Consider the following 16,548-nt stretch of genomic DNA (forward strand, 5'->3'; position numbering starts at 1 on the left):
GCCGGACGGTCGGAGGAGCCGGACTCTCAGCCAGGCGTGGGGAGCAACTTGTAGGTGGAGCCGTCGCGAGCGATGTAGCCGGCAGCAGGCGCGCCGAAGTGCGTGCCGATCACGAGCGTGGGCGTGTCCGCGAAGCGTTCGACGAAGTCCTTGCGGGTGAGGGCGGCCACCTCGGGGTCGGTATCCATCTCCGCGGACCAGTCAGGTCGGGCGATCTGCACCTGGGTGTGAAGTAGATCGCCCGTGATCACCGCGCTCTCGCCCGCGTCCTCGATGAGCACCGCGACATGGCCGGGAGTGTGACCGGCGGTGCTGATGAGCGTGACCCCTGGGACGACCTCCTGCCCCGGCTCAACCCAGGTGATCAGTCCCGCCTGCTCGATCGGGGCGAGCGAGTCCTCGAACACGGCGACCGCGTCGACGAGGCTGTAGCCGAATTCGGAGTACGCGCCGGGGGCGAGTGGGTCCAGCGCGAACGCCTTCCAGTGTTCGTACTCCTCACGCACGAAGCAGTACCTGGCATTTGGAAAGGTCGGCTGCCACCGACCGTCCTCGAGCATGGTGTTCCAGCCCACGTGGTCCATGTGCAGGTGCGTGAAGATGACGCCGTCAACCTGATCGCGGGGACACAGCTTCTCGAAGCGCTCCAGGAAATCGGTGTCGAGGCGGTCGAATCCCGGTGCCATTCGCTTCTTCCCGTTGCCGACACCCGTGTCGATCACGAGCTTGTGGGTCGGCGTCTCCAGCAGGAACGAGTTGACGAGAGTGTTCATCTCGCCGTCCCTCAGATAGGTCGGGGTCAGCCAGTCGACGGCCTCGATCTCTCCGAGAGTTGCTGCCGGCAAGACGTCCAGAAGGAACTCGAGCGGGGTCCAGCCCGAAGTCTCCTCAATCTTCGTGAGGCGGAACTCGCCCACCTTCCACCGTTCGATGGTCACGACGCTCCTCTGTGATTGGTCCGGCCGTTTCGAGCCCAACGCCGGAGGCTCGTGGGCCGGCTCTCAAACGCCGACCCGATCGTAGATCGATCATTAGAAGAATAATCGATTATCATGGCGATTACAACCCTGGCCCGCTGCGCATGCCCCGGCGGCGACCGCCCGCGCAGCCCGACCGGACCGGCGTGGCCGCCGGCGGGTATCGGAGAACACCGTCGCAGCGCGGATGGCCGAGCTCGGCCTGGCCGCCCGGGTGCCCAAATAGGGCCCCCAGGGAGAAACAGGGTGCGGGTATGCGGCGCGAGTGGGAGTTAGAGGACCCTGATTTGAGGCGCCCAGTCCTCTTCGGTGCTCTTCAGGAACGGCAGGGCCGCATCGACCTTCACCTGGCCCGCCACGTAGTCCACCGCGGCCTTCGGCACGTCCTCACGGCGCGGGGTGAATTGATCTGGGGAATCCTGCTCGGCGACTGCAACTCTGAGGCACTCATGGGTGTCGGGGCGGGGTCATCGGGGCGAAGCCAAGCTCGGCCACCGCGGCCGTGCCGTGGGCGGCATGGTCGCCGCCGGCGAGCATCCGGGTCCGCGCTGACTGATAGCGGCATCCGGCGGTGTCAAACGCGTTTACCGTGGCGAGCAACCGCTCCTGGTCATTGTCGAGCAGCGCTTGGGCCCGCTCCACCATGGCAGTGGCGACCGGGTTGCCGGCCACGACGGTGCGAGCCTCGGCCAGGCGGTCGCCTGCATCGGAGCTCCCGGCGAGCACGGCGGCTTCGGCGCGCAGCGCCACATACCAGTGAAGCCAGATCCAGGTGACCCATTGCCACACCTCGCCGGGCTCGGGCGCCAGCCGCTCCAGCGCCTGTGGTGCCTGCCCGCGGTGGAGCAGGAGCATCGCGTCGAAGACCGCCCCGTAGCCGTGAGTGTTCGCAGGTGAGGGGTCGAGCTGTTTCAGCACCGCGCTCCATTCGCGCCAGGCATCCTGGTCGTCGCGTAGGCCGTGGATCGTCGCCACTGCGGCCGCCGGCGGACCCAGAGTGGACCTGGCGGGGCCGCCGGCCCGGTGCCACGCGTCGAGGAACCGAACGCTGCCGGTGAGTACCTCTTCCACGTTGCCCGCCAACGTGTCGGCCACAAGGAGCCAGCCCACGGCACGATGGGCGACCTCCGCCAGCAGCGGATGATCCGCGAGTTGCCGTGCCCACCGGCGGGCGCCCGGCAGGTCCCCCACGCCGAGGCTGGCCTCGGTGGCCTCAACAAGCGCCTCGATCAGCTCGTGGGTACCGGCCGGGGTGCCTGGTGTGGACGAGAGCAGCGTGATCCGGCGCCGCGCCGTGCCGGCGGCGGCGAACGTGTCACCGGCCCAGCTCAGGGCGCCGGTGAGCGTATCGAGCGCGGCGGACTCGGCGAGCGGGTCACACGTGCGGTGAGCGAGTTCGACCGCTCGTTCGGCGCGCGCGAGCGTCACCGGGACCGCGTTGTCGTCCAGGTCGTCCGGGGCGTCCAGGCCCTGTGCGGCACCGATCGCGTCGCTGAGCGCCCTCCCGGCCTCGGCCAGCGCCACCGCGGCCTGGGCGGCCGGGTCGTCGCCGGCCAGCTCCCGCGCCTGCGTGATGAGCGCGATCGCCTCTTCCAGCGGCAGCTTCCGTACGAACTTGCTGGAGAACCGGTAGGTGTTGGCGGCGGCGGTCGCGAGGTCACAGGCGGCGCCGGCGGTGTCACCTGACTGGCGGGCGGCAGCGGCGGCCGCACGGTGCAGGCGGTCCATGTCATCACCGTGCATCCGGCAGCCGGCCACCGCCGCGGCCTGCCGGAGCATAGACGCGGAGGCTGCAGGCTCGGTCGCAAGCGCGGCGGCCGCTCATAGCGCCCCTGGGACTCGCCGATCAGGTGACGGGTGAAGGTGAGCTCCGCCAGGGAACGAGCGAGGCGGTACGCGTCCGCGCGCTGCTCCGGCCGGTCGACCGCCCACGCCAGGGCCGCGCGGAGGTCATCAGCCACCGCGTCGAACCGGGCCCGCCAGTTCGCCCGTGCCACCGCCAGCTCGGCGGCCTTGGCCAGGCACCAGCGAACGTGGCGGAATCGAGCGTCGATCAGCTCACCGGCCTCGGCGAGCCGGTCCATGCCGTACTGGCGGATGGTCTCCAACGCCCGGTACTCCGTACCGCCCGGGGACGCCGACACCACCAGCAGGCTCTGTTCAGCGAGCCGGGCCAGCCCGTCGGCGACCACGCTTTCCTCGGATCCGGCCACCTCCGCCGCCGCGGCGGTGGTGAACGGCGCCACGAACACCGACACCTGGCGCAGCAGCGCCCGGTCGGCCGGCTTCAGCAGGGCATGGCTCCAGTCCAGCGCCCCCCGCACCGAACGATGCCGCTCATCGGCACGGGAGCCGCCGGTGAGCATCCGCAGCGGGTGGGACAGGGCGGCGGTGATGCCGTCCAGCCCGAGCGTGGGGTACCGGGCGGCGGCCAGCTCGATCGCGAGCGCCATCCCATCCAGCCGCTCACAGATCGAGGCGATCTGGTCGCGCAGTGGCGGATCCAGCGGCCGGCCGACCGCCGCCGCCCGCTCCATGAACAACGCGACCGCGTCCGAGTCACCATCGACGGCCAGCGACAGCGGCGGAACCTGATAGACCCGTTCGAACGGCACCATCAGCCGGGCCCGGCTGGTCGCCAGCACCGTCACTCGGGGGCACGCCGCCAGCAGCCGCTCGAGAAACAGCGCCACTCCGTCCACCACTTGCTCGCAGTTGTCCAGCACCAGCAGCGCATGACGGTCGGCTAGCGCGGCGACCACGGACTCGGTCATGTCGCGGCCGGGTTGCTCACCGAGGCCGAGCGCCCCGGCGACCGCAGTGGCGATCAGCTCCGGATCGGTGACCGGGACCAGGTCGACGAACCACACCCCGTCGGAGTACTCGCCGGCTGCTTCCGCGGCCACCGCCAACGCGAGCCGGGTCTTGCCCACTCCGCCGGGACCGACCGCGGTCACCTGACGGTGTGCGTTGATCATCTCGGTCAGCTCGGCCCGCTCGTTCACCCGGCCGATGAACGACGTCAGCGGGGCCGGCAGAACCGCTGCCGGGCGAGAAGGGCCGGCGCCGGCCGGCTCGGACGCATGCTGGGCGAGCGCCCGCCGATCCGGCATCTCGAGCTTGCGCAGCAGCGAGGAGACGTGACTCTCCACGGTACGGACCGAGATGCACAGCCGTGCCGCGATCTCGGCGTTGCTGAGGTGCGCCCCGATCAGCTCCAATACCTCGGCCTCCCGAGGTGAAATGTCCACCGTCGATACCACTTGCCTAGTTTGCCGCATCCCCCAGCGTCCACTGCGCGCGATCCGTGCTGTCGATCCGTGCTGTCGATCCGTGGGCGTCTCCGTGGTCGCCACGGATGTGGATCGGCCAGGCCGGAAGCCAAGCTTTGACCACGCCAACGGCGGGTCGATGTGACCCACAACTAAAGGAGCGACCATGACCAGCTCTTCCACCCAGGGCATCAAGACCGTGCTGCACCCCGTGTCCGACCTGGGGAAGGCCAAGGCGGTGTACGCGGCCCTGCTCGGCATCCCGCCGCAGACCGACTCGCCCTACTACGTCGGCTTCGAGGCCGAAGGCCAGCACATCGGACTGGTGCTGGGCGGTGGACCGCAGGGCATGACCTCGGCGGTGGCCTACTGGCACGTACCGGACATCGAGGAGAAGCTGGCCGAGATGACCGCCGCGGGGGCCACCCTGAAGGAGGCCGCGCACGAGGTCGGCGGCGGCCGCCTCGTGGCCACGGTCACCGACCCCGACGGCAACGTCCTCGGGCTGATCCAGGACCGGTGAGCGCCGCCCCGCCCCTGTCATGACCGCCGCCGTTGCGGCCCGCCGACAAGACGACAAACCTACCCCACTCAAAGGACCTGCCATGAACTCCTTCGCATCCGTCACCCTGGAAGTTCCCGACCCCGCGACCGCGGACGCCTTCTACCAAGCCTTCGGATTGGGCTCGTACGTGAACGTACGCGCCTCGGATACGCCGACGACCGGCTTCCGCGGGTTCGCGCTGTCCCTCGTGGTGTCCCAGCCGGGCAACGCCGACGCCCTCATCGACGCCGCCCTCGATGCCGGCGCCACGACGTTGAAGCCGGCCACAAAGGGGTTCTGGGGCTACGGCGGCATCGTACGCGCCCCGGACGGGACGATCTGCAAGATCGCGACCTCGAAGAAGAAGGACACCGGCCCTGCCGCCCGGCAGATCGACCAGGTCGCGCTCCTGCTGGGAGTGGCGGACGTCAAGGCCAGCAAGCGGTTCTACGTCGACCGTGGCCTGGCCGTGGCCAAGAGCTTCGGCGGCAAGTACGTCGAGTTCGACACCCCGTCGTCGGCCGTCACGCTGGCGCTCTACCCGCGTCGCGCCCTCGCCAAGGACACCGGTGTCTCCCAGGAGGGCACCGGATCGCACCGGATCGTGATCGGCGGCGATGCCGGGCCCTTCATCGACCCGGACGGGTTCGTCTGGGAGGCCGCGTCCGTCTGAGGCAGGCGGCGGGGCGACCTCGACGGAATCACCACGCAGGCACAGGCCGGTGGTGCCGAGGTCATCCAGGCAGACCGGCAGCGAACTGCCCCACCGCGAGCTGATCCGCGATGGCAGCTGGTTGGTCTGACGCCTCTGCCGGACGCGCCGCCTGGTCGCGGCTCCACGGTCCGGTGGCACCGGCCCGAAACAGAGGACCATGAGGTCCTTCTCAGGACTCCGAAAGACAAGATCCTCAAGGAGGAAATCTGCCATGAGCAGCCCCAAGAGCAGCACGTACGAGGGATTCACGGCCGAGGAACGAGCCGCGATGAAGGAGCACGCCCAAGACCAGAAGAAGGCAGCACGCCGTAGCTCACGTGCGGACAAGGCGGCGCAGGACCAGAGGGACGTACTCGCGAAGATCGCCGGGATGCAGGAATCGGACCGGATCCTGGCCGAGCGCGTTCACGCCATCATCACAGCCAGCGCCCCGGTCCTGGCGCCGAAGCTCTGGTACGGGATGCCTGCCTACGCGCTGGACGGCAAACTCGTCTGCCACTTCCAGCCCGCGGCGAAGTTCAAGACGCGCTACGCGACGCTCGGGTTCAGCGACCATGCAAACCTGGACGACGGCACGATGTGGGCGACCGCTTTCGCCCTGACCGAGATGACCGCCGAGGTGGAGGCCCGGATCAATGCACTGGTCAAGCAGGCAGTGAGTTGGGACGCGCCCAGCAGCTAGATTTCGTCCGCGCCGCATGTCGCACCTTCCATCCGAGCCGGCGGTCACATCCTCAGCGCCGCCGACCCCCTGCCCACCGACCACCGCGACGTCCCCAACCAGATCCACGGCCAGGAAGGTGCGCACCAGGTTGGACCGCCCATGAGTCTCAGCGGCCCACGGCATAGCCCTGCATGCCTCGCGCATTGGCGGCGCCCCACATGACACCTGGCCGCTCAGGGTCGCGCCCGACGGCCGACAGGCGGCCGAGTGCCCAGTCACCGGCCCGGGTGATCCGATGGCCACGGCGTTCCAGGCCGGCGATGACACGATCCCCGAGACGGTCTTCGACGACAGCCCCGGCCGGTGTGCGGTGACGGGGCCAGAACGAAGCCGGTGAAGAGGTCGTGTGGAAGGCAGGGGCGTCGATCGCCTGTTGCGGTGTGAAACCACCGACGAGGGTGCGGAGCAGGTAGAGCAACTGCCACTGATCCTGCTGATCACCGCCCGGGGAACCGAGCGCGGCGATCGGGTTCTCGTCGCGCAGCACCAAGGTCGGGGTCAGGGTGGTGCGCGGTCTGCGGCCCGGGGTGAGTGTGTCGGGCAGGCCGTCTTGCAGCCAGGTCATCTGCAATCGCGTGCCCAGGGAGAAACCCAGTTCCGGGATCACCGGCGAGGATTGCAGCCAGCCGCCGGACGGCGTGGCCGAGACCAGGTTGCCCCAGCGGTCCACGACGTCCAGATGGCAGGTGTCGCCCCGGGTCTCCCCGCCGATCCGCACCGTCGGCTCCCCCAGGGCTCCCCCTTCTTCGGCTGCGGCGGAGTCCTCGACGTCCGCGAGATCAGGGAGGCGCGGGACACGTCCCGCGAGACGCCCCGGACGCAGATCCGCGGACGCCTCCTCGCCGATCAGGGCGCGGCGCTCGGCGACGTAGCCGGGATCCAGCAGGGCTGCGACGTCGATGGGGCCTCCGTCGCTCTCGCCGTACCAGGCGTCCCGGTCGGCCATTGCGAGCTTCATCGCCTCCAGCGCCAGATGGGCGCCGCGTTCGGTGGACGGATCGAGGTCGACGTCGTCGAACCCGTCCAGGATGGCCAGCGCGGCCAGCAGCGCCGGGCCCTGCCCCCACGGCGGCGTCTTGGCGATCCGGTGTCCCCGGAACTCGTGCATCACCGCGCCGGTGACCCGGGCGCGGTATCCGGCCATGTCGGCGCCGGTCAGCACGCCGGCGTGATCGGTGCCGGAGGAGTGCCGGTGCGGCACCAGGCAGAACTTCTCGACCTCCCCGGCGACGAATCCCTCGCCCCAGGCCGTGCGCACCGCGTCCACCCGGGCTTCGCGTGTCGGCCCGGCGGCGGCCGCGGTCAGCCGCTCCAGTGTGTCGGCCCAGGCTGGATTGCGCAGGATCTGCCCCCGTACCGGGGGTCGGCCGCCCGGCAGCCACAGGGCCGCGGAGTCGGTCCAGTGGTCGCGGAACAAGCCGGATACGGTCGATATCGTGGCGCAGATACCTTCCACCGCGGGGAATCCGTGGCGGGCGTAGCCGATCGCCGGTGCCACCACGTCGGCGACCTCCCAGGTCCCCAGATCGCGGAGTAGCATCAGCCACGCGTCCACGGCCCCGGGGATCGCCGCGGCCAGGGCGCCCGCCCCGGGCACCCGGTCCATGCCCAGTTCGCGGTACCGCTTCGCGCTTGCCCCAGCCGGCGCCGGTCCCTGCCCGTCGAGTACGCGCGGCGTGGGATCGCTGCCAGTGGTGAACAGCGCGACCAGGTCACCGCCGGGCCCGTTGAGGTGCGGCTCCACCACCTGCAGCACGAACCCTGCGGCCACGGCGGCGTCGAAGGCCGTCCCGCCTCGCTCCAGGACTCCCATCGCGGTGGCCGACGCCGCCCAATGCGTTGAGGCCGCCATGCCCACGGTGCCCTCCAGTGTCGGGCGCGTGGTGAACGGCGCGGCCCCGATCCATGCCGATCTCATGTTGTCGCTGCGACTCCTTTGGTACCGGCCGGGCGGTCCAGCTCGGCGATAGTGAGCTTTGATCGTAGCATATTGGATCCAATTTGGCGAGATTGCATGCAGGAGCATGCGGGGCGTTGAAGAGTCATAGGATCCAATCACCACAACTTCATATCCATCCTCGGGCAACCGGCTCGACCGACGAAGAAGGGAGGCTCAGGGTGCCGAAATCCGGCTCAGGGCATGTCGCGACCTCGTCGTCGCGGGACCAGGAGCGCTTGGTCGCCGGCCTGGTCAACGCGCTGCAGGATCGGATCAGCGAGGGCGACATCAAGATCGGGTCATGGATCCGTCAGGAGCGGATAGCCCAGGAGTACGGCGTGAGCCGCACCCCGGTGCGCGAAGCCCTGCGCCAGCTGGAGGCGCTCGGCGTGGTGGAGATGGTCGCCAACCGGGGCGCCCGGGTGACGTTGCCCTCCGTACGGGCCATCACCGAGGCGTTCGAAGTGCGCGGGGTGCTCGAAGGGCACGCGGCCTGTCTGGCGGCCCGCAACATCACCCAGGCGCAGCTCGACGTGCTGCACGAGATGAACGGGATCTTCCGGGAGGCGGTGCGGTACGCGCGGGCCGGGGACGAGGAGTCGCTGGCGAAGGCGCGCACCCTGTGGTACCGGGCGAACGACACCTTCCACGCCACCATCGTCGCCGCATGCGGCAACCGGCAGCTCCAGCTCACCCTGGAGACGCTGCACCATCGGATGCCGCGCAACCTCTCCTGGACCGCGCTGAACGGTGATCCGCGGCTGCTCGGGGAGAACGCCGACGAGCATGCGCAGATCGCCACCGCCATCGACGGGCGGGACGGTGAGCTGGCGCGGCAGCACGTCATGCACCACAGCCGCCGCGCTCAGGAGCTCATCTTGCTCCGCTTCGAGGACGTCCCCCCCGAGCCGTAGGCACCTCACCTTCCGGCCTACCCGCCGGCGACGTCGTCCAGCGATACCTCACCCTTGCGGCGGGACACCAGCACCCCGTACAGGGCGGCGAGCACCGGTATGACTGGCATGAACGCCACCACGATCGAGTCGCTGCCGGTCAATGCCTGATAGTTGACCACCACGATGCCCATCGTGACCAGCACCCCGATCCCGGCGATGCCCGGCGCCAGCACCGTCTCCCACCACCTTTCGGTCACCTTGCCGCGGAAAGCGGCCGCGATCACGCTGGCGCAGCAGCCGAGCATCAGCGCGAGCATGGAGAGCGAGGTGATGCCGGACGCCGCCGGGAAGAGATGCATGATCGGGTCCAGGCCGCTCGCCGCGAACGGGACGAGCATCACCAGGGTGAACACCGTCTGCGCGTACGTGCTCAGGTACGGGGTGCCGTGACGGTGGTGCACCCGGGCCAGGAAGCCGGGCAGCAGGCCGGCGCGGCCCAGTGAGAACAGGTACCGGGTGGATATGTTGTGAAACGCCACGGCGGCGGCCAGGAAGCTGAAGGCCACCAGCGCGCTGAACAGCGGGCCGGACCAATCGCCGAGGTACAGGTCCGCGGTACGGAAGATCAGTGAGCCTGGATCCTCGGCGGCCACCGTCCGCACGTCGGCGAAGGCGGCAGCGAGGGACCAGGTGGAGAAGACGAAGGCGACCAGCAGCAGGCCCAGGCCCAGGTACGTCGCGATCTTGATCGCCCTGCGCGGAGCGTGCGCCTCCTCACCATAGACCGCGGCCGCCTCGAATCCGCCGAAGCACAGCAGGCAGAACACCAGGGTCATCGCCACATTGCCGCCGAACATCTCGCCGGGTGAGAGCACGGACAGCGACCAGCCGCCCGGCCGCTGGACGACGATCGCCAGGCCGAGCAGCAGGATGATCCCGAATTGGGCGACCGAGATGACGGTGGTCACCCGCTGTGCGAGCTCCACCCCGCGCAGCCCCAGGAAAAACGTGATCACCAGCGCGACCGCTCCGTACGCGTACCAGGGCAGATCCACGTCCAGGTAGGAGGTGACGGTGATGTCGAGGAAGTAGCCGGTCGCCACGATCATCCCACCCGCCGCCAGGTTGTAGGCGAGCGTGGCGATGAACGCGGCCGCTGCCCCGCTGCTCCGCCCCAGGCCGAATCCGATGAAGGCGTAGTAGGCGCCGGCGTTGGTGACGTATCGGGTGAGCACGACGTACCCGACGGCGAACACGGCGAGCAGCGCGCCGGTCAACACCAGCAGCCCGACGCTTCCCGCGCCGACGCCGAGCCCCAGGCTCAGCGACATGTTGGAGGCCATCGCGGTCAGCGGCGCGGTCGCCGCGATGACCATGAAGGCCATCCCGAACACCCCGATGGTGCCTTTGCGTAGCCCGCCCGTGCGGACCGGCTCGGCCACGGGTTGATCGTGCAGGGACATGCTTTCCTCCAGGGGGATAGGCCACGACAGCGGGCGCGGAACGAGAATCCGGGCGGCCGTGACGGCCGCCGCTTCACAAGGGGCGAGTACGAGGATTCGTGACACCACCGGTCCACCGGGCACCGGGCGACCGCCCCCTCGGCCTGGATTCACGAATTCACGTATGCATCGGCGGTGGGAGATGGAAGAGAAGAGAAATCAGACGAAAGGGCCGACAACCGTCCGGGCCATGAGGCGCAGGTGCGCCCCACCCGCTTCACCCGGTGACGCCCTCCTTCACCTCACCTGTGAGGTCGTCCAGCATCCCGAACACGCCGCGTCCGTTGGACACCCACGGATGCGCCTCGGCACTGGGCGATTCCTCCAGCAGTTCGATGATGTAGTGCGTGACGGTGTTGTCCCCCACGTTTCTGATCCGGTGCGGGGGGAGTGGCGCGGCACGCCCCACGGTCCGGTAGAGCACGAAGCCGGGCTCGGCGTTCTGCACCAGCCCCCAGTCCGCAGCACCCAGCTCGTTGGCCTGCGCTCGCCCCGCATCCGGCCACAGCACCACATGGTCGTGATGGTGCCGGTGATAGTCGACCGCCTCCCCCGGCTTCAGGGTCATCGACCACACCCGAACCCGGTCGTTCGCGAACAACAACGCATCCCCTGGGGCTTCTGGGTACACCTTGCCCTCAGTCATACGAAGGCCACATCCTCTCGGCGGCCCCTCCCCCATCCACAGGAACGAGAAGGGTTGGATGCCTTTACGAGCAAATTGGATCCTATTTTGGAGAGTGCCACCCGCCGCCTCGCAGAGTCAAGACGTCCGGGGTCGGGATCTGCGACGTCATTGACGTTCCGGTCCGACGATGGAACCCTTCTGACAGGACGGTACCGTACCGTCCAATGATTGAGAAGGACGACGATGAGCCATACCGAGCCGACGGAACCGGCGGACCACGTGTCGAAACACATCATCGAGGTGCCAGTCGTCTCGGACGCCGTACGCGGGACAGGCGCGCCGCTGTCGCCCGTCGTGCGGGCCAACGGGTTCGTCTTCGTGTCCGGGCTCCCGGGGATCGACGTGGAGTCCGGCCGCATCGTGACCGGCGGGATCGCCGAGCAGACCGAGGCGTCGCTCCGAACCCTCGCACGCTCCTTGCGGGCTGCCGGCTCATCCTTGGACAAGGTCGTCAAAGCGACGATCTGGGTCAGCAACGCAGCGCACTTCGACACCGTCAACGCGATCTACGCTCGCTTCTTCCCCACCGACTTCCCGGCCCGTACCTTCGTCGCCGTCGGGTCGTGGCCGATGCCGTTCGACATCGAGATCGAATGCATCGCCCTGGCCTGAAGGCGCGCATCCGGCGTCACGCCGTCCTGGTCGCCATGCTGGCGCTGACGTTCTCGACCGGCATCGTCGACGCCGTCGGCTTCCTCGTACTGGATCGGGTCTTCGCCGGCAACATGACCGGGAACGTCGTCGTGCTCGGGATGGCGATCGCTCGAGCCGACGACCTGCCCGTGCTCGGACCGCTGCTCGCGCTGGCCGGCTTCTTCGCCGGCGCGGTATGGGGTGGCGCGGCGATGCGGGGCGTTCCGGCGCGGTGGACGGGCCGGACGACCGCGGCGCTGGTGGGCGTGGGCGCGGTGTTCGCGGTGTTGGCCATCGTGCTCGAGACCGCGCCGGCGGGTCAGACGACCATGGTCTCGAGCAGTACGGTCCTGGCCACGGCCATGGGGGTGCAGGCGGCCGCGGCGCGGCACCTCGCCGTCCGCGACGTCACGACCGTGGTGGTGACCTCCACGCTGGTCGGCCTTGCGGCGGAGCTGCGGTTCCTCGGGCGTACCAAGGGCGTCGCCCGGCGTGTCCTGGCGGTCGGCCTGCTGATCGCGGGCGGCGTGGCCGGGGCGCTGAGCCTACGGTGGAGTCCGTCGCTCGGCCTTGCCTGCGCCGGCGTCATCGTCCTCGTGGTCGCCGTGCTCGGCGCGATCACCGCGCCTCGCGCGGACGGTCGCGCCTGACGACCATCCTCAGCTGATGGCGTCGACCGCCGCGACGATCGCCGCCGCCACCCGGTCCAGATATTCCGGCGTGGCCTTCTCGCGTCGAGCGGCGACCTTCCAGAAGACCATCGCGCCCATGAGGTCCAGGATGAGCTCGCGGTCGGCCGATGCGGACAGCTCCCCCCGCCGCTCGGCGCGGTCGAAGATCACCATGGCGCGCGTCCGGCGGGGCCGGCCGATATGCGTGGTCAGCGCGTCGGCCATCGCCGGGCTGCGCAGGCCCTGCGCCAGCATGTCCGTGTAGATGCGGCTGATCCGCTCGTCACTGAGCCATTCGACCATCTCGTCGAGCGCCGCGCGCACGTCGCCCCGGAGCGAGCCGGTGTCCTCCAGGAAGTGGTCGGCCAGGACGATCAGCTCGCCCAAGGCCTCGACCACCATGCGTTCCTTTGACGGCCAGCGACGGTAGATGGCGCTCTTGCCCACGCTGGCGCGCCGCGCGACGGCGTCCATGGACATTCCGGCGAAGCCCTTCGCCGCGAGTTCGTCCAATGCGGCAGCGGTGATCGCTTCAGTGACCTCAGGACTGAAAACGGCGGCGCCCGTGGCGCGCCGCTTGGGCCTCGCGTCGCCTGCCATGGCCCCAAAGCTACCAGCATCGGATCACTCCCAGTGCGTACGGCGTCGGCCTGCGGCACTCCAACCGAGGGAATGCGCCGGGCGTCTTGCGCCACTGTAGGACGGAACGGTATCGTCCTGTCTGTGAACGGACGACCGCGCGGCGCGGCCGGGAGCCCATCCCGCCACCCATCATCGGCAGCATCGGAGAAGGACACGATCGCATGACGACGACCAAGCAGGTGAGCGACCTGAGCGACCAGGTGAGCGACCAGGTGAGCACGGTGCCGGCCTGGACCGCCTTGCCGGAGAGCTTCGACGAGGTGGTCTCTCGGGCGAAGGCGCTGCGGCCGACGTTGTCCGACCTCGGATTCGATGTGGACCGCCACGGCACCGACCCAACCGAGGGCATGCGGCTGCTCGGCGAGGCGGGGCTGCAGCGTGCCAACGTGCCCGTCGAGTTGGGCGGGCTGTGGTCCGGTGGGCCGTTCGGCGACTGGGACCGGGTCATCGAGACCGCGCTGGAGGTGACGGCCGCGGACGGGTCCATGGGGCAGTGCTGGGCGACAACGGCCATCCAGGCCCGGGAGCTCATGACCGCGCCGCTGCCCACCGAGACGAAGCAGGCTCTCGCACACGAGCTCATGCACGACGCTCGCCGCCTCGTCGCCTCCAACGCCGAGACAGGCGGCACCGGTCCGGTCACCGGCCGGCGCGTCACCGACGGCATCATCGTGACCGGGGTCAAGACCTTCAACACCAACAGCGGTGGCGGCGGCCGCGATCTCGCCAATGTGGGCGTCCGGATGCCCGACGCGGACGGCCGGCCGGCACGGCACCACGCCCTGGTCCGGCTCGACGCCCCGGGGGTGGTGCCGCACGGCAACTGGGACAACATGGGCCAGCGCGGCACCGTCAGCCAGACCATCGCCTACCACGAGGTATTCGTCCCGGACGGATGGCACTACCCGGCCGCTCGCAGCGACCGGCATTTCCTCCAAGCCGCCCTGTCCGGTCACGCGATGCTGCTTCAGGGCATCGGCGAGGGCGCGTTCCACGCGATGATCGACTACATCCGCCGGGTCAACCGCCCGAGCATGCCGATGTTCTCCTCCGCCGCCGACGACGTCCTGATGCACCGGCAGATCGGGGAGATCTCCGCGGCTCTGTCGGCCGGTCGCGCCTACCTGCTCCAGGCGTGCCACCGGCTCGCGCAGGCCGACGAGTCCACGGATTCCCGCGCGCTGGTGGTGGAGATGTTCAAGGTCAAGGTCGCCTGCACGGCGGCGGCGTTGGACGCCTCAGCCCGGCTGCACGACCTGACGGGCGCGCGCAGCACCTCCAACGGCTACCGGCTCGACAGGTTCTGGCGCAACGCACGCACCTTTGCCAGCCACGACAGCGTCGACGCCAAGAACGCTTTCGTAGGGGCCTACGAATTGACCGGCGAGCTCCCCGACGGGTCCCGGTACCTGCCCGGGCTGGGGAAACTGTGACCGCCCCACGTCACGTGCCGCACCCCGCGGACATGGGCTTCCCCGCCCTTTCGCCGCACCACCTCGCGGCGCCTGACCTGTGGCGCGCCGAGCCGGTGCGGCGTCTGGGCGCAGCCGTGTCACTGATGGGACTGACCTACGCCAGGCCCGCCGGGTGGCGGCCGCTCCGCCTGGACCTGCATCTGCCCCCCGAACGGACCGATCCGGTGCCCGTGGTCGTCTACGCTCACGGCGGCAGCTTCGTCGGCGGGGTCAAGGAGATGGGCCCGTGGGCGTCGCTGCCCGCGCGGGGCATCGCCGTCGCGAGCATCGAGTACCGGCTGGCCGGCGAGGCGTCCTACCCCGAACCGATCGAGGACGTCCTGGCCGCGATCCGCTGGGTCCGCGCCCGCGCGGGCGAGTTCGGGCTCGACGCCGACCGCATCGCCGGATGGGGCAGCTCGGCCGGTGGCTACCTCATGACCCGCGCCGCGCTCGCCGACGACGAGCCCGTCGGACGGCCCGTGGGCGAGCACCAGGACACCTCCGCGAGGCTGTCGGCCCTGGCCTTGCACTACCCCGTGATCGACTTCGGCCACCTGCTGGAGGACGCGTTGGACCCGACGCCCGCGTCCCAGGAGGCAGTCATCGACGTCGTGTCGGTCTTCCTGGGCCGGCCCATGGCCGAGGCCGCGGGCACCGTCGCCGCCGCGTCGTGCTCGCGTGCCGCGGAGCGGGCTCGCCACCTGCCGCCGCTGCACGTGAGCCACGGCGACGACGATCACCGCTGCGGCCTTGCGCAGAGCCGCCGGCTGCACGCCGCGTGGACCGCGCGGGACCGTCCCGCGACACTTCGGGTCATCCCCGGCGCCGATCACGCGGACCCGGTGTTCGCGACGGACGCCGTGGTGTCCGAGGCGGTCGCGTTCCTGAACCGGACGTGGCACGAGCCAGGACAGGGCTCGCCATGACCGCCGTGATCCCTCCCATGGCCACCGTGAACCCGGCGACGCTGCGCCTAGGGTTCGGCCAGATCCCGAGTGGCATCGCCGCGTTGTGCGCCCTGCTCGACGACGAACCGACCGGCATGGTCGCGAGCACCCTCACCGGGGTCTCACTCGACCCGGTGCTGGTGTCGGTGTGCGTCCAGCGGTCGTCGCGTACCTGGCCACGCCTGCGTGAGGCGCCCCGGCTCGGCATCAGCGTCCTCGCCGAGGACCAAGGCCATCTCTGCCTCCGGCTGGCCCGGCCCGAGGGTGACCGCTTCTCCGGTGTGCCGTGGCGCGGGCGCCACCACGGCGCGATCCTCATCGACGGCGCCGCCCTGCACCTGGAGACCCACCTGGTGGCCGAGTACGAGGCCGGGGACCACGTCATCGCACTGCTCGGCGTGGAGGTCCTGCGCGGCCGGACGGACGTCGAGCCGGCCGTGTTCCACCGCAGCGCGATCCGCCGGTTGCGATGACCGGCGATCGATCCGTCCTCTCCCCATCAGGAGTACACATGACATCGCAGGCAGGCACTCCCGAGACCACCAAGAAGCCCGCCCCCGGCCAGACGATCGGCGCCCGGCCCGGCCCCGTGTTCGACCCGGCCGACTTCGCCGACGAACTGGCCACCGCCGCGCGGAACGAGGCCGTCGGCACAGAGATCTGGTTCGAGAACGACCGGGTCCAGGTGTGGGACCTGGCACTGGCCCCGGGCGAGCGCGTGGCCTTCCACTGTCACCAGCGAGACTACTTCTGGACCGTCACCGACCCGAGCCGGCTCATGCAGCGCTTCGACGACGGCACCAGCCGGATAGCGGACGTCGCCGTCGGCCACACCAACTTCATGGAGTACGGCGACGGCGAGAAGACCATCCACGATCTCCAGAACATCGGTGAGGACTTCTTCCGGTGCGTGACGGTGGTGCTCAAGTGACAACGCGATC

General features: G+C 69.8%; 17 protein-coding genes. 10 read left to right on the forward strand and 7 right to left on the reverse strand.

The window, feature by feature from the left end:
• Positions 1–26: 26 nt before the first annotated feature.
• From DQW85_RS16435 to DQW85_RS46885, 3 genes are all read right to left on the reverse strand, one after another.
• Complete coding sequence (locus tag DQW85_RS16435; RefSeq protein WP_113701178.1) at positions 27–938, reverse strand: MBL fold metallo-hydrolase; 912 nt, start codon at positions 936–938, stop codon at positions 27–29.
• 486 nt (positions 939–1,424) lie between these two features.
• The gene (locus DQW85_RS46880) at positions 1,425–2,501 is read right to left on the reverse strand and encodes a hypothetical protein (RefSeq protein WP_240197221.1); all 1,077 of its coding nucleotides are present in this window, start codon (positions 2,499–2,501) and stop codon (positions 1,425–1,427) included.
• A complete protein-coding gene (locus DQW85_RS46885; protein WP_240197222.1) occupies positions 2,402–4,432 on the reverse strand; it encodes a LuxR C-terminal-related transcriptional regulator in 2,031 nt (676 codons plus the stop codon). The genes DQW85_RS46880 and DQW85_RS46885 overlap by 100 nt, the downstream gene beginning before the upstream one ends.
• Between DQW85_RS46885 and DQW85_RS16445 the strand changes: the two genes are divergently transcribed.
• The 3 genes from DQW85_RS16445 to DQW85_RS16455 all read left to right on the forward strand — a co-directional run bounded on the left by DQW85_RS16445 (position 4,416) and on the right by DQW85_RS16455 (position 6,190).
• Complete coding sequence (locus DQW85_RS16445) at positions 4,416–4,772, forward strand: VOC family protein (protein WP_113701179.1); 357 nt, start codon at positions 4,416–4,418, stop codon at positions 4,770–4,772. The genes DQW85_RS46885 and DQW85_RS16445 overlap by 17 nt on opposite strands.
• An 82-nt stretch (positions 4,773–4,854) precedes the next feature.
• Positions 4,855–5,466, forward strand: coding sequence for a VOC family protein (locus DQW85_RS16450; protein ID WP_113701180.1), 612 nt, complete (start codon positions 4,855–4,857; stop codon positions 5,464–5,466).
• Positions 5,467–5,719: 253 nt separating this feature from the next.
• Complete coding sequence (locus tag DQW85_RS16455; RefSeq protein ID WP_113701181.1) at positions 5,720–6,190, forward strand: iron chaperone; 471 nt, start codon at positions 5,720–5,722, stop codon at positions 6,188–6,190.
• Between the two features lie 148 nt (positions 6,191–6,338).
• Here the strand turns inward: DQW85_RS16455 and DQW85_RS16460 are convergent, their stop codons facing one another.
• Positions 6,339–8,150 (reverse strand): gamma-glutamyltransferase family protein, encoded by a 1,812-nt coding sequence (locus DQW85_RS16460; RefSeq protein ID WP_205315168.1) that lies wholly within the window; start codon positions 8,148–8,150, stop codon positions 6,339–6,341.
• Positions 8,151–8,350: 200 nt separating this feature from the next.
• On the opposite strand from DQW85_RS16460, the gene DQW85_RS16465 reads away from it, so the two are divergent.
• Positions 8,351–9,085, forward strand: coding sequence for a GntR family transcriptional regulator (locus tag DQW85_RS16465; protein WP_162795043.1), 735 nt, complete (start codon positions 8,351–8,353; stop codon positions 9,083–9,085).
• Positions 9,086–9,102: 17 nt separating this feature from the next.
• Here DQW85_RS16465 and DQW85_RS16470 read toward each other — a convergent pair whose 3' ends face one another.
• Positions 9,103–10,530: an APC family permease gene (locus DQW85_RS16470; protein WP_113701183.1), complete on the reverse strand. Its 1,428-nt coding sequence runs from the start codon at positions 10,528–10,530 to the stop codon at positions 9,103–9,105.
• A gap of 256 nt (positions 10,531–10,786) precedes the next feature.
• Positions 10,787–11,215, reverse strand: coding sequence for a cupin domain-containing protein (locus tag DQW85_RS16475; RefSeq protein WP_113701184.1), 429 nt, complete (start codon positions 11,213–11,215; stop codon positions 10,787–10,789).
• Between the two features lie 225 nt (positions 11,216–11,440).
• Here DQW85_RS16475 and DQW85_RS16480 point away from each other — a divergent pair, with 225 nt between their 5' ends.
• The gene (locus tag DQW85_RS16480; protein WP_205315169.1) at positions 11,441–11,869 is read left to right on the forward strand and encodes a RidA family protein; all 429 of its coding nucleotides are present in this window, start codon (positions 11,441–11,443) and stop codon (positions 11,867–11,869) included.
• Positions 11,851–12,540 carry a YoaK family protein gene (locus DQW85_RS16485; RefSeq protein WP_113701185.1) on the forward strand — a complete coding sequence of 230 codons (690 nt, stop codon included), beginning with the start codon at positions 11,851–11,853 and terminating at the stop codon, positions 12,538–12,540. Before DQW85_RS16480 ends, DQW85_RS16485 begins: the two co-directional genes overlap by 19 nt.
• Before the next feature lie 9 nt (positions 12,541–12,549).
• On the opposite strand, the gene DQW85_RS16490 is transcribed toward DQW85_RS16485, so the two are convergent.
• Positions 12,550–13,161 (reverse strand): TetR/AcrR family transcriptional regulator, encoded by a 612-nt coding sequence (locus tag DQW85_RS16490; protein ID WP_113701186.1) that lies wholly within the window; start codon positions 13,159–13,161, stop codon positions 12,550–12,552.
• A 203-nt stretch (positions 13,162–13,364) separates the two neighbouring features.
• On the opposite strand from DQW85_RS16490, the gene DQW85_RS16495 reads away from it, so the two are divergent.
• The 4 genes from DQW85_RS16495 to DQW85_RS16510 are packed head-to-tail and all read left to right on the forward strand — an operon-like array spanning position 13,365 to position 16,538.
• Positions 13,365–14,636 carry an acyl-CoA dehydrogenase family protein gene (locus DQW85_RS16495; RefSeq protein WP_113701187.1) on the forward strand — a complete coding sequence of 424 codons (1,272 nt, stop codon included), beginning with the start codon at positions 13,365–13,367 and terminating at the stop codon, positions 14,634–14,636.
• Positions 14,633–15,586, forward strand: coding sequence for an alpha/beta hydrolase (locus DQW85_RS16500; RefSeq protein WP_205315170.1), 954 nt, complete (start codon positions 14,633–14,635; stop codon positions 15,584–15,586). Before DQW85_RS16495 ends, DQW85_RS16500 begins: the two co-directional genes overlap by 4 nt.
• On the forward strand, positions 15,583–16,080 hold the full coding sequence (locus tag DQW85_RS16505) for a flavin reductase family protein (protein WP_113701188.1): 498 nt from the start codon (positions 15,583–15,585) through the stop codon (positions 16,078–16,080). The genes DQW85_RS16500 and DQW85_RS16505 overlap by 4 nt, the downstream gene beginning before the upstream one ends.
• Positions 16,081–16,118: 38 nt before the next feature.
• Complete coding sequence (locus DQW85_RS16510) at positions 16,119–16,538, forward strand: cupin domain-containing protein (RefSeq protein WP_113701189.1); 420 nt, start codon at positions 16,119–16,121, stop codon at positions 16,536–16,538.
• Positions 16,539–16,548: the final 10 nt, after the last annotated feature.

This window comes from Nonomuraea lactucae, assembly GCF_003313395.1.
GTDB classification, from domain to species: Bacteria; Actinomycetota; Actinomycetes; order Streptosporangiales; family Streptosporangiaceae; genus Nonomuraea; species Nonomuraea lactucae.